Origin of the sequence: Brachybacterium sp. AOP3-A1-3 (assembly GCF_052378285.1) — a bacterium.
GTDB lineage: Bacteria > Actinomycetota > Actinomycetes > Actinomycetales > Dermabacteraceae > Brachybacterium.
The window spans coordinates 1-14,755 of record NZ_JBQSXM010000015.1; the positions used below are offsets into that span (position 1 = coordinate 1).

At 71.0% G+C, this 14,755-nt stretch carries 15 protein-coding genes and 1 tRNA gene; 2 read left to right on the top strand and 14 right to left on the bottom strand.

What is annotated here, in order from left to right; genetic code table 11:
* Positions 1 to 35: 35 nt before the first annotated feature.
* A complete protein-coding gene (locus ACT3T5_RS15490; protein ID WP_444579390.1) occupies positions 36 to 1,151 on the bottom strand; it encodes a magnesium and cobalt transport protein CorA in 1,116 nt (371 codons plus the stop codon).
* Positions 1,152 to 1,179: 28 nt separating this feature from the next.
* The gene (locus ACT3T5_RS15495; protein WP_444579392.1) at positions 1,180 to 2,004 is read right to left on the bottom strand and encodes a lysophospholipase; all 825 of its coding nucleotides are present in this window, start codon (positions 2,002 to 2,004) and stop codon (positions 1,180 to 1,182) included.
* A 174-nt stretch (positions 2,005 to 2,178) separates the two neighbouring features.
* Between ACT3T5_RS15495 and ACT3T5_RS15500 the strand changes: the two genes are divergently transcribed.
* Entirely contained in the window at positions 2,179 to 3,219 is a 1,041-nt protein-coding gene (locus tag ACT3T5_RS15500; RefSeq protein ID WP_444594827.1) for an LCP family protein, read from the top strand.
* A gap of 108 nt (positions 3,220 to 3,327) precedes the next feature.
* On the opposite strand, the gene ACT3T5_RS15505 is transcribed toward ACT3T5_RS15500, so the two are convergent.
* The 8 genes from ACT3T5_RS15505 to rpsF form a co-directional block, all read right to left on the bottom strand.
* A tRNA-Leu gene (locus ACT3T5_RS15505) sits at positions 3,328 to 3,411 on the bottom strand.
* 118 nt (positions 3,412 to 3,529) lie between these two features.
* Positions 3,530 to 4,888, bottom strand: coding sequence for an amino acid permease (locus ACT3T5_RS15510; RefSeq protein WP_444579453.1), 1,359 nt, complete (start codon positions 4,886 to 4,888; stop codon positions 3,530 to 3,532).
* A 139-nt stretch (positions 4,889 to 5,027) separates the two neighbouring features.
* Positions 5,028 to 5,312: a hypothetical protein gene (locus tag ACT3T5_RS15515; protein WP_444594828.1), complete on the bottom strand. Its 285-nt coding sequence runs from the start codon at positions 5,310 to 5,312 to the stop codon at positions 5,028 to 5,030.
* 90 nt (positions 5,313 to 5,402) lie between these two features.
* Positions 5,403 to 5,969, bottom strand: coding sequence for a hypothetical protein (locus ACT3T5_RS15520; RefSeq protein ID WP_444594829.1), 567 nt, complete (start codon positions 5,967 to 5,969; stop codon positions 5,403 to 5,405).
* A 372-nt stretch (positions 5,970 to 6,341) separates the two neighbouring features.
* Positions 6,342 to 6,812 carry a 50S ribosomal protein L9 gene (gene rplI / locus ACT3T5_RS15525; protein ID WP_444579399.1) on the bottom strand — a complete coding sequence of 157 codons (471 nt, stop codon included), beginning with the start codon at positions 6,810 to 6,812 and terminating at the stop codon, positions 6,342 to 6,344.
* 16 nt (positions 6,813 to 6,828) lie between these two features.
* Positions 6,829 to 7,065, bottom strand: a complete 237-nt coding sequence (rpsR, locus tag ACT3T5_RS15530; RefSeq protein WP_193117716.1) for a 30S ribosomal protein S18 — start codon at positions 7,063 to 7,065, stop codon at positions 6,829 to 6,831.
* Between the two features lie 116 nt (positions 7,066 to 7,181).
* The gene (locus ACT3T5_RS15535) at positions 7,182 to 7,748 is read right to left on the bottom strand and encodes a single-stranded DNA-binding protein (protein ID WP_444594830.1); all 567 of its coding nucleotides are present in this window, start codon (positions 7,746 to 7,748) and stop codon (positions 7,182 to 7,184) included.
* Positions 7,749 to 7,804: 56 nt separating this feature from the next.
* Complete coding sequence (gene rpsF, locus ACT3T5_RS15540; protein WP_193117714.1) at positions 7,805 to 8,095, bottom strand: 30S ribosomal protein S6; 291 nt, start codon at positions 8,093 to 8,095, stop codon at positions 7,805 to 7,807.
* A gap of 246 nt (positions 8,096 to 8,341) precedes the next feature.
* Here rpsF and ACT3T5_RS15545 point away from each other — a divergent pair, with 246 nt between their 5' ends.
* Positions 8,342 to 10,468 (top strand): S9 family peptidase, encoded by a 2,127-nt coding sequence (locus ACT3T5_RS15545; protein ID WP_444594831.1) that lies wholly within the window; start codon positions 8,342 to 8,344, stop codon positions 10,466 to 10,468.
* A 272-nt stretch (positions 10,469 to 10,740) separates the two neighbouring features.
* Here the strand turns inward: ACT3T5_RS15545 and ACT3T5_RS15550 are convergent, their stop codons facing one another.
* The 4 genes from ACT3T5_RS15550 to ACT3T5_RS15565 are packed head-to-tail and all read right to left on the bottom strand — an operon-like array spanning position 10,741 to position 14,750.
* Complete coding sequence (locus ACT3T5_RS15550; protein WP_444594832.1) at positions 10,741 to 11,607, bottom strand: ABC transporter ATP-binding protein; 867 nt, start codon at positions 11,605 to 11,607, stop codon at positions 10,741 to 10,743.
* Complete coding sequence (locus tag ACT3T5_RS15555; protein ID WP_444579407.1) at positions 11,604 to 12,587, bottom strand: FecCD family ABC transporter permease; 984 nt, start codon at positions 12,585 to 12,587, stop codon at positions 11,604 to 11,606. Before ACT3T5_RS15555 ends, ACT3T5_RS15550 begins: the two co-directional genes overlap by 4 nt.
* The gene (locus tag ACT3T5_RS15560; RefSeq protein ID WP_444594833.1) at positions 12,587 to 13,681 is read right to left on the bottom strand and encodes a FecCD family ABC transporter permease; all 1,095 of its coding nucleotides are present in this window, start codon (positions 13,679 to 13,681) and stop codon (positions 12,587 to 12,589) included. The genes ACT3T5_RS15555 and ACT3T5_RS15560 overlap by 1 nt, the downstream gene beginning before the upstream one ends.
* A 1-nt stretch (position 13,682) precedes the next feature.
* A complete protein-coding gene (locus tag ACT3T5_RS15565; RefSeq protein ID WP_444594834.1) occupies positions 13,683 to 14,750 on the bottom strand; it encodes an iron-siderophore ABC transporter substrate-binding protein in 1,068 nt (355 codons plus the stop codon).
* Between the last annotated feature and the right edge of the window lie 5 nt (positions 14,751 to 14,755).

The window sequence follows — 14,755 nt, forward strand, 5'->3', positions numbered from 1 at the left end:
GCCCGGGGGGGGGGCCCCCACCCCCCCCCCCCGACTCACATCCACTTGCTGCGCTTGAAGATCACGTAGAGCAGCACCCCGAGGGCGACCATCATCCCGATGGCCATGGGGTAGCCGAGCGCCCAGTGCAGCTCGGGCATGTCGTCGAAGTTCATGCCGTAGATGGCGCCGATGAGCGTGGGGGCGAAGAGGATGGCCGCCCAGCCGGAGATCTTCTTCATGTCCTCGTTCTGGCGCTGCGCGACCAGGGTCCCGTTGACGTCGAGGATCTGGGAGAGGGCCTCGCGCAGATCCCGTACGCGCGAGGCCGCCCGGGCCAGGTGGTCGTCGACGTCGTCGAGGTAGGCCTGCAGCTCGCCGGGGATCTCGTACTTCCCGAAGCCGGCCTGCAGGTCCTCGACCACGTCGCGCAGCGAGGTGATCACCTGCTGCATGTCGATGACCTCCTGGCTGAGCCGGTAGATCCGCTCGGCGACCGCGGCATCCCCGCTGAACACCTGCCGTTCGATCTGCTCCTGGTCGATTCGGAGTCCCTTCAGCACGGGGTCGTAGCCGTCGACGATCGTGTCGAGCACGCGGTAGAGCACGGCCTCGGGTCCGAGCTCGAGGAGGTTGACGTCCTCGAGCACCGAGCGCTCCCGGCGGGTCGAGGTCAGCGGGTGCTCCTCGTCGAGCTGCGGGCCGGGGGTGCCGTCGATCCAGCTCCCGTCCTGGCAGAGCACGGCCACCGCGCCGGGTCGCAGCAGCAGGTGGAACTCCGCGAAGACGACCTCCTCCTGCTCGTCGACGTAGCGGGCCGAGCGCACCACGAGGAACAGCACGTCGCCGTACCGCTCGAGCTTCGGGCGCTGGTGGGCGTTGAGCAGGTCCTCGAGCAGCAGTGGGTGCAGGTCCCAGGCCTCGCCGAGTTCCAGGATCTGCTCGCGGTCGGGCCGCAGGTAGAAGAACATCACCATCCGGTCCGGGGCCGCACGGGAGAACTCCAGCGCGTCGTCCATCGAGTGGCCGTCGGGTTGGCGCGCGGGGGCACCGTCCGTGACGTACCGGACCATCGGCGCTGCACCGGCGCCGGATCGGGTGGCTCCGTGCGCCTGCCCCCGGGCGCGTTCAGAGCGCCGGTTCCCGGACAGGCTGTGTCGTCGCATGCTCATCGATGTGTCTCCTTCCCTGCTGCTCGGCTCACACGCCGAACACGCCCTCCGCGAAGCCGATCACGTCCGCGATCACCTCGTCGCGATTGGTCTCGTTGAAGATCTCGTGCTCGGCTCCCGGGTAGGTCTTCACGAAGGTCCGTGGGCCGCGCAGCGACTGCAGCCCCTCCCAGCTGGCGGGGAGCGGCACCAGACGGTCCGCCTCGCCGTGCAGGTAGAGCATCGGATGCTCGCCCACGTCGCCGGCCTCCTCGATCGTGCGCATCGCCTGCTGGAGGCCCTCGAGCGTGGGGCGGGCGAAGTCGCCGTGCCACACCAACGGGTCCGCGGCGTAGGCCTCGCCGACGCCAGGATCGCGGGAGAGGGTGCCGGGGTCGATCGGGGTCGACGGGATCTCGTCGAGCGCGAGCAGCTCGTCCACGGTGGCCCAGGAGCCCAGCACCGGACCCGAGAGCACGGTCGCCGCCAGGGCGTCCGCGTGGACCTGGGTGTAGCGGGCGGCGATCAGCCCGCCCATGGAGTGCCCGATCAGCACGATCGGCAACCCCTCGTGCTGGGAGGCGGCGTGCTGGACCACGAGGTGGAGATCCTCGACGACCGGCTCGAAGTCGCTGATCAGCACGCGCTGGCCGTCGCTGCGGCCGTGGCCGAGATGATCCGCGGCGTAGACCGCGGCGCCGGCGTCGTTCAACCGGGCGGCGACCCACTCGTAGCGGCCCACGTGCTCGCCGTAGCCGTGGGAGAGCACGGCGATCCACCGCGCATCGGGACGGGTCCACGCGCGCCCGGCGAGGGTGCCGCCGTGGCCGGCGAGGGAGAACTCGGTGGAGGTGGGGCGGGCGTCAGAACTCATGGGGCCATGATGCCCCGTCATCCCGCGATGCTCGGTACCAGCGAGACGGGAGAGGCGGAGGATCGGGTGAGGGTGCTCATAGAGACGTGATGCCGTCGGGGTCGCACGGGCACACTGTTCCGTTCCGACCGTCCCGTAGGGTCGGGACTGCCTGACCTCGACCCCGAGAGGCACATGAACGACACCACTGGACCGCGCCCCGCCCCGCACGACCACCCCGGCCAGCCTCGTCGGCCCCGTCGGCCCCGCCGCCGGACGGCGCTGCTCGCCCTGCTCGTGATCGCCTGCCTCGTCGCCGTCGGCGGCGTCCTCACCGGGCGGTATCTGGGGTCGCTCGAGGAGGCCTATGAGAAGCGCAGCGTGGTCAGCCTCGACCGCGGGGCCTCCGACGGCGAGCGCCCGCAGGGCGAGGACGACGGCGGGCAGAACATCCTGCTGCTGGGATCGGATCAGCGTGCACCCCAGGACGCCGCCGACCAGGGGGTGACAGGCCAGCGCTCCGACACGATGATGCTCGTGCACGTCCCCCAGGACGGCTCTGCCGCCTACATCGTCTCCTTCCCGCGCGACCTCCAGGTGGACATCCCCGGGCACGGCGAGGACCGCCTCAACGCCGCCCTCGCCTATGGCGGCGTGCCCCTCGCCGTGAGCACGGTCGAGGACTACACGCAGGCCCCGATCGACCATGTCGCCCTCATCGACTTCGAGGGCATCCAGGGCCTCGTCGACACCCTCGGCGGCGTGGACGTGCAGGTGCCCGAATCCTTCGAGCGCGACGGGATGCAGTTCACCGAGGGCTCGCAGCATCTCGACGGCCAGGAGGCGCTCACCTTCGCCCGTGAACGCAAGCACCTCGACGGAGGCGACTTCGCGCGCAACGAGAACCAGCAGCAGCTGCTCAAAGCCATCACGTCCGAGCTGATCAGCGGGAACACCCTGTCCAGCCCCGGAAAGATGCGCGACACGATCGCGGCGCTCTCCCCGTACCTCACGACGGACGAGGGCCTGGACTCGACGGAGATCGTCCGGCTGGGCCTGGACAACCGGAACCTGCGCAGCTCCGATCTGCAGTTCCTGGCCGCACCGCACGGAGACCCGTACACCACCTCCGGCGGCGCGAGCGTGGTGGCGTCCGACGAGGACGGGATGGACTCGCTGCGCACCGCCCTCGCGGAGGACTCGATGGACGACTACGCCGCCGAGCACGCCGACTGAGCCGGCTGGGGGCTGCGGGCTGGGGGTTCAGGGGGAACCGAGCGCGCGAGGGTCCATCAGGAGATGAAAAACCCCGGTTCACCTGAGTGAACCGGGGAATTCCCGCGGTGCGCAAGGGGGGACTTGAACCCCCACGCCGTTTCCGGCACACGGACCTGAACCGTGCGCGTCTACCAATTCCGCCACTTGCGCGTTTCTCCGGCACCGGGTCTCAAGGCGCCGAGACCGAAGATTCCCCTAGGTTACCCCTGCATCACTGTCAGCAGAAGCTGAGGGCCGGCACAGTAACGAACGCCACTTCCCCGACGGATCAGCGCATGCTCTCGGCTTCCTCGAAGGCGTCCTCGATGTCCGCGGGATCGATGCGACGGCGGGCCACCGCGACGTAGAGGATGATCGCGACCAGCACGGCGGGCACGCCCACCATCGCCGCGATCTGCATGCTGGGGCGAACGGTCACGGTGGCGAGCACGGCGACCAGGCCGATCAGTCCCAGCACGGCCGAGAGCATCCCTCCCGGCATGCGGAAGGTGGCTCCCTCGACCTTGAGGCTGCGGAAGCGGAGGTAGGTGACGAGGATGAGCGCCCACACCAGGATCACGGCGAACACCACGAGGCTCATCATGTAGCCGAACACGCCGCCCACCTCGCTGAAGGCGAGCACGCCGGCCCCGAGGATGCCCAGCGAGCTGCAGGCGATGCCCACGATCGGCACCTTGCGCCGGGTGGTGATCGCGGCGATCCGCGGGGCGAGGCCGTCGGACGCCAGGGAGTGCAGCATGCGGCTGCCCGCGTAGAGGTTCGCATTCGCGGCCGACAGCGCCGCGATGAGCACCAGCAGGTTGGTGACGTGGGCGGCGCCGGGGATGCCGATCCGGTCGAAGACCATGACGAACGGGGAGGTGGCGACGTCCTCGCCGGTGCCGGCAGCCTGCTTCCAGGGCACCAGGCACACCACGATGCCGATGCACAGCACGTAGAAGAACGCCAGGCGCACCACCGTGGTGCGGGCGGCGGTGCGGATGGACCTCGCGGGATCCTTCGCCTCGGCGGCGGTGATGGACAGCAGCTCGATGCCGCCGAAGGAGAACATGACCACCGACAGGGCCACCCACACGGAGCTCCAGCCCATGGGGGCGAAGCCGCCCTCGGCGGTGAGCTCGACGAATCCGGCGGCAGGCTGTCCCGGCATCCCGAAGAGCACCAGGATCGCGCCGATCAGGATGAACACGACCACGGCGATCACCTTGATCGAGGACAGGAAGAACTCGACCACGCCGAAGGAGCCCACCGAGGTCATGTTGATCGCGATGATGACGGCGGCGAACAGCAGGATCCCTGCCCAGATCGGGATCGCCGGCACCCAGTACGCGAGATAGGCGGCGCAGGCCACCAGCTCGGCGCCGGTCACGCACACGGTGACGATCCAGTACAGCCAGCGCGTGAGGTACCCCCAGAACGGGGACAGGTAGCGGGCGGCGAGGGTGCCGAAGCCACCGCGCACGGGGTGCCGCGACGCCATCTCGCCCATCGCCAGCGCCACGCTCGCGGCGATCAGTGAGCCGAGCGCGAAGGAGATGATCACGGCGGGGCCGGCGATGCCGATCGCCTCGCCCGAGCCGAGGAACAGTCCGGTGCCCAGCGCCGAGCCCATGGCGATCATCGCCATCTGCCCGTGGCCGAGGGAACGGGCCAGATGCCCGTCGGACCCGCGCTCGACGGCGGGTGCAGGGTTCGTAGAAGGAGTGGTCACCGCACGAGGGTAGCCCGACGGGCCCTCCGGGTCAGACTCCGCGTCCGGTTCCCCGTCAGACTCCGCGTTCCCGGTAGCGGTCGACGGCGTCCTTGGCGCCCTTCAGCCCGGCACCGGTGAGTTCGCGGTACACCTTGATGGCCTCGATGTGCCGGCCCTCGTCGGCCAGGGCGCGGCAGCGCTCGGGGATCTGCGCACCGGCCTGGCCACGCAGTTCCTGGAGCTCCTCCTCGCCCACGCCCGCGCGGGTGGCGAGGGCGTCCACAAGGCTCTCCAGCCTGCGCACGTGGGCCTGGAGGTTCTCGATCTGCTTCTGATGCTGAGCGGTGCGTCCGAACATGGCTCGACCCTAGTGGAAGACCGGCACCGCGAGAGCATGGGCCTTCGGCCGGCCCGACGGTCGGACCGACGGTCGGGCCCGGGCCGCTGGTCAGGCGTGGCGCAGCAGGCCCACCGTGATCTGGTCCTCACTCGTGGACACCGCCGGATACAGCGTGATCTGCGCAGAGGAGTCCTCGCCCCCTTCGCCTGCGACGGTGCAGGTGACGGCGGCCCCGTCCTCGGTCCGGCACCCCTGGACGCTCTGCGTGAGGCCCATGTCCGCAACGGCCATCTCGGCGCGGAGGCGGAGGGTCTCCGGGTCGAGACGTGCAGGGTCGGCGGTGAACAGTCGATCCTCCGCGGCGTAGTGGACGCTGACGTCGGGGTCTGTCACCTCGGTCGTGAGCTCGTCCGACAGCTGGGCAGCGGCGAGGAGGACGGCGAGGTCGGTGCCGTCCTCGCCGCTGCGGACGAGGTAGGCGAACAGGACGGAGTCCGTATCGCTGCCCGTGCAGGTGGTCACGGGGGCGGTCAGGGTGAGGTCGGCCTCGCACGTGATGGTGTCGATGCTCGTCATCTCGGCTCCGGCCGCCAGCCTCTCGGGGAGGTCCGGGAGGTCGTCCGGTTCGTCCACCGGTGCCAGGGCGAGCGGTGGGAACGCTCGGGAACCGGCCACGTCGTGCACCGCCGGTGTTCCCGCTGCGTCATCCGGCGATGTGGTGCATCCGCCGAGGGCGGAGGCCAGCACAGCGGCAACCAGGGGCACGTTCCCCACAGCACGGATCCGTCGACTCCTCAGGGCATCACCCGTCCGTCGTCCGCGCCCGCGCGCCGGAAGGGCAACGATCTGCCTCTGCGTTCTCCCGGCCATGGGCCGATGCTATACGAGCTGTTCATCGCCGAGGATCGCCCGAGGAGGATCCGGGGGCGCACGGCGGGGGCGCAGAACGAGGACGACCCCCTTCACGCCTCCCGTGAGGGGAGGGGTGACGGGGGTCGGTCTCGTCGAGCATGTCCGATCAGGCGTACCCGATCAGGCTCTGCGGCATCAGGCCTTGACGGCGCCCTTGGCGGCGACGACCTGGACGAAGAGGTTCGCGAAGATCTCCTCGTGCAGACGCACGGTCGCCTTGTGCTCGCCCAGCGCCTTGATCGGCGTGGGGAACTCGACGGTGCGACGATCGATGTCCTTGTCGAACACTGCCTTGACGCCCTCGGCGATCTCCTTGGAGGAGACGGCACCGAAGAGACGGCCGTTCTGGCCGGCGCGCTCGGCGATGACGACGGGCTTCGACTCGAGAGCCGCCTTGAGCGCCTTCGCGTCCTCGACGTTGGCGATCGCGCGCTTGCCACGGGCAGAGCGGATCTGGTCGAGCTGGCGCTGGCCGCCCTTGGTCCACGGGGTCGCGAGACCGCGCGGCATCAGGAAGTTCCGGGCGTAGCCGTCCTTGACGTCGACGACGTCACCGGCGGTTCCGAGGCCGGAGACCTCATGGGTGAGGATGAGCTTGGTGGTCATGTTTTCCCTTCCTCGCTCAGCGACCGGAGGTCGAGTACGGCAGGAGGGCGATCTCGCGGGCGTTCTTCACGGCCTTCGCGATCTTGCGCTGCTCCTGGACGGTGACTCCGGTGACCCGACGTGCGCGGATCTTTCCTCGGTCCGAGACGAACTTGCGCAGCAGCGCAGCGTCCTTGTAGTCGACGGTCTCGACTCCCGCGGCCTTCAACGGGTTCTGCTTCTTCTTCGGGGGACGAAGTGAGGGCTTGGCCATCGTGGTGCTCCTTCTTTCTGAGGGGAGCCCGGGCATGCACCCGGGATGGATTCATTCAGTGAACTGCAGTGATCGGTGCGAGGGGCCTCATCGGGATGAGGCACCCCCGGTCACGATCAGAAGGGCGGGTCGTCGTATCCGCCCTGGTTCCCTCCGCCGGCCCACGGGTCGGCGTTGGGGGCGCCCTGCGGCGCATTGCTGTAACCGCCCTGACCACCCGGGTTGCCCTGGCCGCCGAAGCCGCCCTGGCCACCACCCTGCGGGGCACCGCCCTGCGGAGCGCCGCCGAAACCGCCACGGCCCGCGCCGCCGCCCCCGCGCTGGACCTTGTTGGCCTTCGCGGTGGCGTACTTGAGGGACGGGCCGATCTCGTCGACGTCGAGCTCGATGCTCGTGCGGTTGTTGCCCTCACGGTCGGTGAAGGAACGCTGCTTGAGGCGACCCTGCGCGACGACGCGGGATCCCTTCTCCAGCGACTCGGCCACGTTCTCCGCGGCGTCGCGCCAGATGGAGCAGCGCAGGAACAGAGCCTCGCCGTCCTTCCACTCATTCGCCTGACGGTCGAAGGTGCGGGGGGTGGACGCGATGGTGAACGACGCGACCGCGATGCCGGACTGCGTGAAACGCAGCTCGGGATCCGCGGTGAGGTTGCCGATCACCGTGATGACGGTGTCATTCGCCATGGGTGCTCCTCTGCTCCGGGGTGCTGTGGTGTGGTGTGGGGGTCAGTGAGCGCAGGTCACTTGGCGTCGAGACGCATGACCTTGGTGCGCATGACGGACTCGTTGAGCCCGAGCTGACGATCCAGCTCCTGGGACGTCGAGGACTTCGCCGTGAACTGCATGACGATGTAGATGCCCTCGGTCTTCTTGTCGATCTCGTAGGCGAACTTGCGCTTGCCCCAGAGGTCGACGTTGTCGATGGTGCCGCCTTCGGTCGGGATGACCTGGACGAGCTTCTCGAAGTTTGCGCTGACAGTCCGCTCATCGACGGACGGGTCGAGGATCACGACCATTTCGTACTTACGCATGTTCTGGTACCCACCTCCTGTGGTCTCTACGGCCACGGTCTCTCCGTGGCAGGAGGGTTCATGCCGCCCGGTCCGAGCATCGGCGATGCACGTCACGGACCGGCCAAGACTACCTGCCGGTCCCGGTGAGGGCCAGGGAGTCTGTGGACGTGCGCCAGGCATCACAGCGAGCGGCCCGTCGGCCCCTCCTCGGGAGGCCCTGACGGAACCCCGCCCGGAGGCATCGGCGCTGGTAGGTTCGGCGAGGTGCAGCCCTACGACATCGAGCTGATGACCTCGCTCTCCCGTCCGTCGCTCGCCTCCGACGGCTCCTTCGCCATCTATGCCGCGTCCCGGCCCGACTGCCGGGCGAACCGGACCGTCGGCCAGCTGTGGAGGATCGATCTCGCCCCCGACCTGGCGGCGGCCGGAGCGACGGCGGCTGGTCCAGCGACGGCCGAACCGGTGGCACGCCGGCTCACCCGCGGGATCGACGACACCGCCCCGCAGCTGTCGCCCGACGGGACGACGATCGCATTCCTCCGCCCGGACTCCCGCGGCCGCCCCCAGGTGCATCTGGTCGACGCCCGGGGCGGGGAGCCGCTCCAGGTCACCGATCAGCTGCTCGGCACCGGTCCGGCGGCCTGGACCCCGGACGGCTCCCGCCTGGTGTTCACGGCGCGTGTCGCCGAGCCCGGGCGATATGGAACGGTCGACGGGCTGGAGCCGGGCGCGGAATCGCCGCGTCGCATCACGGGGTTGCGCTGGCATGCCAACGGCGTCGGCTTCTCGACGGATCGACTCACCCAGGTGTTCGTGGTGGAGGCGTCCTCGGTGGGCGACCAGCCCTTGTACGCCGCGGCGCCGCATCCTGGTGGCCCGCTCGTGACCACCCCTTCGATCCCGGCCCAGGTCACGCAGCTGACCAGCGCGTTCGCTGAGCACACGGCGATCGCTCCGACGGCCGACGGCACGGCGGTGCTCGCCGTGCGAGAGGCCTACGAGGGGCCGGGAGCGGCGCGTCGCGATCTTCGCACCGCGCTGGTCCGCCTGCCCGTCGGCGACCTGCCCGTCGGCGGTCTGCCCACTGACAGCGGCGAGGAGTCCGTGCTGCTCTCTCCGGAGGATGGCCTGCGGATCCAGGACCTGACCGTCCTGGCCGACGGCACGATCGCGATGCTCGCCTCGCAGCCCGGCGCCGGGCGGGACTCCGTCGCGCCCGACGTGGCGCTCTGGCTGCTGGGGGCCGACGGGCCCCGTCGGCTCACCGATCCGGAGTCCCTCGAGCTCACAGGACCGATCGTGACCCATGGCGAGTCGGTGCTGGTCGCCTCGCCGCATCGCGGCCGGGTACACCTGCTGCGCATCGACCGCGCGGGCGCCGTGAGCCGGGTGCTGGACGGCGATCTCGAGGTGCACGGCTGGGATGCCGCCGGCGATCTCGTCCTCGCTGCGGCCACCACGGCGGATTCCGCGGGTGTGCTGCTCGCGCGGACCGGGCACGGGGCACCGGACACCCTCGTGGACACCGGCGCGGACCTGCGCGACGCCGGCCTCGTCCGTCCCCGGGAGCTGGAGCTCGAGGGACGCTCCGGATATCCGGTCCACGGCTGGTCCGCGGTCCCCGAGGGCCCGGGGCCGTTCCCGACCCTGCTCCTGATCCACGGCGGGCCGCACGCGTTCTACGGCGTGGGGGTCTTCGACGAGGTCCAGACCCTGGTCGCTGCGGGATATGCCGTGGTCTACGGCAATCCGCGGGGCTCGGCGGGCTACGGTCGCGCCCATGGACGCGCCGTGCGCGGCAGCTTCGGGACCGTGGACGCCGAGGACGTGATCGACCTGCTCGAGGGGGCCCTCGCGGCCGACGAGCGCCTCGATGCGCAGCGGCTGGGCATCCTGGGCGGCTCCTACGGCGGGTACCTCACCGCCTGGATCATCGCCCACGACCATCGGTTCCGCGGCGCGATCGTGGAGCGCGGCTTCCTGGATCCGCTGAGCTTCCAGGGCACCAGCGACATCGGCAGCTACTTCGGCGACGAGTACCTCGGCACGGACCCCGAGGCCATCGCCCGGCAGAGCGCCTTCGGGCACGCCGGCTCGGTGCGAACCCCCACCCTGGTGATCCACTCCGAGGAGGATCACCGCTGCCCGCTCGAGCAGGGCACGCGGTACTACACGGCCCTCCGGCGCGCCGGAGTGGAGGCCGAGATGCTGATCTTCCCGGGCGAGGACCACGAGCTGACCCGATCGGGCCGGCCCCGGCACCGGGTGGAGCGGTTCGACGCGGTGCTGGAGTGGTGGGAGCGCGTGTTCGGCTCCGCCGAGTTCAGTTCCGCGACGGAGGAGGGCCCCCGAGGCGGCGACCCTACGACGAGCGGCCCATCGCCTTCCTGACCCGCGCGTACCAGCCGCCGGTGCTGCGGCCGCCGGCGACCCCGCCGCCGGCGACGACACCCGCGGTACGCCCCTGCAGCCGGGCTCCGCACCGGCCGCACAGGTACCTGCCGGTGACCGAGGTGTAGACCTTGCCGCGGATCTTGCCGCCGCACTGTTCGCATCGAGTAGGCATACCGGATGATGGCACGTCCGGCCTCACCCCTGTCCACCAGGCACCACGACCGCGGTACCTGACATCAATGTCAGATCATCGCGTCCTCACATCGATGTCACGTATGGATCACCTGGTCAGCGGCCCGTCGGACCGGGATCACCATCGGCGTCCCGCTCTGCGGGTCCACGGCGATCTCGGCCTGCAGGTCGAACACCGCGGCCACCAGCTCCGCGTGCAGCACCTCCGAGGGCGCTCCCTCCGCCACGATCCGACCCTCGTCCATGACCACCAGATGGTCCGCATAACGCGCCGCCTGATTGAGGTCGTGGAGCACGGCGACGACGGTGCGACCGTGATCGCGCATGTCCTGACACAGGTGCAGCACCTCGATCTGATGGGCGATGTCGAGGAACGACGTGGGCTCGTCCAGCAGCGCGTACTCGGTGTCCTGGGCGAGGACCATCGCGATCCAGACCCGTTGGCGCTGTCCTCCCGAGAGGCTGGCCACGGAGCGGTCGGCGATCTGCTCGACGGCCGTCGCGCGGAGCGCTTCCGCGACGACCTCGTCGTCCCCGGGCAGCCACTGGCGCCACGGCGAATGGTACGGATGGCGTCCGCGGGCGACCAGCGCCGCCACGGTGATCCCCTCCGGCACGACGGGGTCCTGCGGCAGCAGGGCGATCCGTCGCGCGATGGCCTTGGACCGCCACTGCGTCAGGGGCCGGCCGTCGAGCAGTGCGGCGCCGGCACGGGGCCGCAGGGTGCGGGCCAGCGCCTTCAGCATCGTCGACTTGCCGCAGCCGTTGGGCCCGATCACGGCCGTGAACGCCCCTCGGCGCACCTCGAGGTCGAAGCCCTCGAGCACGGGCCGCTCCGCATAGGCGACGGTCGCCCCGGCGAGGCGCAGGGATGAGTGCCCGGTGGGGTCGGTGGGACCCGTGGCGTCAGTGGGCTCGGTGGTCTCGGTGGGTGGTGCGCTCATGCGTCGGCCCTCTTCCATTCGGTGACGAGCAGGTACCCCAGGTACAGGCCGCCCACGCCGGCGGTGATGACGCCGACCGGGAGGTCCTCGAACGGGGCGACGTGCTGGACGGTGAAGTCGGCGAGGACCATGATCAAGGCCCCCACCAGCGCGGACAGGGGAAGGTGCGGGCCCGGTGTCCCGCTCATCCGGCGGGCGATGTGCGGAGCGGCCAGGGCCACGAAGGCGATCGGGCCGGCCACGGAGACGGCGGCGGCGGCCAGCAGCACGGACAGCAGGATCGCCGCGGTCCGGGTGCGCGCCGCGTTGCCCCCGAGGGCGTCCGCCAGCTGATCGCCCAGGTCCATCATCCGCAGGTCGTGGGAGAGGAGGGCGATCAGGGGGATCAGCACGGCGAGGGCGACGGCGATCAGTGCGGCCTGTCCGAGGCTGCGGGAGTTCAGGGTGCCCACGAGATAGCCGGCGAGCTGGCTGGAGGCGTCGCGCAGGGACACCGCGACCACGTACTGCGTGAGCGCCAGGGCCATCGCCGCGACGCCGATCCCGGTGATGATCACCCGCGCCGGGGAGGCGAAGCCGAGCCCGGTGGAGACGTGGACGAGGCCGATGGCGACCGCCGCCCCGAGCACGGCGCCGACGGGGGCGGGCACGACGCCGGGCGCGAGCAGCGTCACCAGGGCCACGCCCGCGCCTGCCCCGTTGCCGAGCCCGATCACGTCGGGGCTCCCGAGAGGATTCCGCGTGACGGTCTGGAACAGGGCGCCGGCCAGCCCGAACGCGAGCCCGGCGCCGATCCCGACGAGCAGGCGGGGCCCGCGCAGGCGCTCGAGGACGAACGTGACCTTCGTGCCGGCCCCGCCCTGGGCGGCGGTGACGAGATCGCGCGGCCCCACGCCGAGATCGCCCCAGGCGAGGGTCGCGAGGCCTCCGCCGAGGATCGCCGCCAGCAGGAGCAGACCGAGGGTCCAGGAGCGGCTCATCAGGTGGTCACCATGCCGCGGCGCACGGCCCACAGCAGGAACGGGGCACCGAGGAAGGCGGTGATCACGCCGACCATGAGCTCCTGGGGACGCACGATCACGCGAGCGATCACGTCGGATCCCAGCAGCAGGGCGGCGCCGAGCAGGAGCGAGGCGGGCAGCTGCCAGCGGTGGTCCGTGCCCACGAGGGCGCGCACGAGGTGCGGCACCGCGAGCCCGATGAAGGCGATCGGGCCGACGGCGGCGGTCGCGGCGGCCGCGAGCAGGGTCGCCGCGAGGATCGAGGCGGCGCGCAGCAGGCCCACCCGGGTGCCGAGCGCGGTGGCGACGTCGTCCCCGAGGGCCAGGGTGTTCAGGCCCGGCGCGACCAGGGCGGCGAGGAGAAGCCCGAGCAGCAGGGCGGGAGCCACCGCCGCGAGGGTGCCGTAGGAGGCTCCGGCCAGGGATCCGACCACCCAGTGCCGGTACGACTCGAAGACGTCCGGGCGGGTGAGGATCATGGCCTGGATGTAGGCGTGGAGCACCGCGGAGATCACCGCGCCGGCGAGGATCAGCGGCACCACCGAATGGGTGCCGGCGGGGCGCCCCAGCAGGTAGACGACCACGACCGCGAGGAGCGCACCGGGCAGCGCGACCCACACGGTCCCTGCTCCGCTGGAGAAGCCGAGGAAGGCGGTGGCGGTGACCACCGCGGCCGAGGCTCCGGAGGTCACTCCCAGCAGGCCGGGCTCCCCGAGGGGGTTGCGGGTGACGCCCTGGATGAGCAGTCCCGACGCGGCGAGCGCCGCCCCGACCGCGGCGCCGAGCACGGTGCGCGCCCCGCGAGCTGCGACCACCTGCCGCAGGTGCTCCTCCCCAGCGCCGCGCAGCACCGACCACACGCCTCCCAGATCCGTCTCCCGCGACCCCAGGAAGAGGCTCGCCAGGCAGGCCACGACGAGGAGCCCGGCGGTCAGCACCAGCGCGGCCCAGCGCGGGAGCCGGCGCCCGTCGGCCCGACCGGGTGCACCGCCGGCAGCACCTCCGGACGCCCGGCCGGGCCCGGCCGACGCAGGGTCGGCCGGGTCGTGGCGGATCGTGGCGGTCCCGGTCATCTCAGGAGGCGGGGACCTGCGCGATGGCCTCGTCGATCATCGGGAGGTACCGCTCCAGCGCCCACGGGACGGTGAGCGGGGTGATGATCGAGGACCCCGTCACGAACGCCTGGTCCGTGGGGGCCACGATCGCGCCGTGCGAGATGGCCGGGATGGAGGCATAGAGATCCTGCCCCTCGATCTCGGCCCGGTTCGCCTCGTCGGAGTAGAACGTGAAGATCAGATCGGAGTCCTTCAGCTTGTCCGCGTTCTCCAACCCGATCATGGCGGAGTCCGTGCCGGGGACGTCCCACTCGCCGAGCTCCTGGTTGACGGGGTCCACGCTCAACCCCAGGGCACGGACCATCGCCACGCGCTGCTCGTCCTGGTAGAAGACGCCGAGCGTGCCGGGCCCCGAGTTGTAGATGAAGGAGAAGCTGACGTCGGCGTAGTCGGGCTGGGTGGCCTCGTCGAAGGTCGTCCGGATCTCCTCGATCAGACCGGCGGCCGCCTCGTCCTCGCCCAGGGCCCGGCCGATCGTGGTGATCTGCTCTTCCCAGGTGATCACCCAGGGCTGCTCCGCGTAGGCGACCGTGGGAGCGATGTCCGTGAGCACGTCGAACTGTTCCTGGGTGAGACCGGACCAGGGGGCCAGGATCACGTCGGGCTCGAGAGCGAGGACCGCCTCGACATCCAGCTCGGTGCCGCCCGTGAACTGCTCGGGCAGCTCGCCGCCCGCCTCCGAGACGGCGTCGTGGATCCACGGCAGGTAGCCGGTCTCGGGGTCGGCTCCCCAGGGGTACTCCTCGATGCCGACGGGGATGAGCCCGAGGGCGATCGCGGTCTCCGCGGAGCCCTGTCCGAGGGTCACGACGCGCTGCGGCTTCTCGGTGATCTCCGCCGTGCCCAGCGCGTGGTCGAGGGTCACCGGGGAGAAGTCGCCCGCGGATCCGATGTCGGCGCTGTCCGATCCGGCGCCGTCCGATCCGGGCCCGTCCTCCTCGGCGCTGCAGGCGGCGAGGACCATCGGCGCCGCGAGGGCTCCCACGATCCAGGTGCGTCGGGTCGGGCGGCTGAGAACGGGGCTCATGGCAC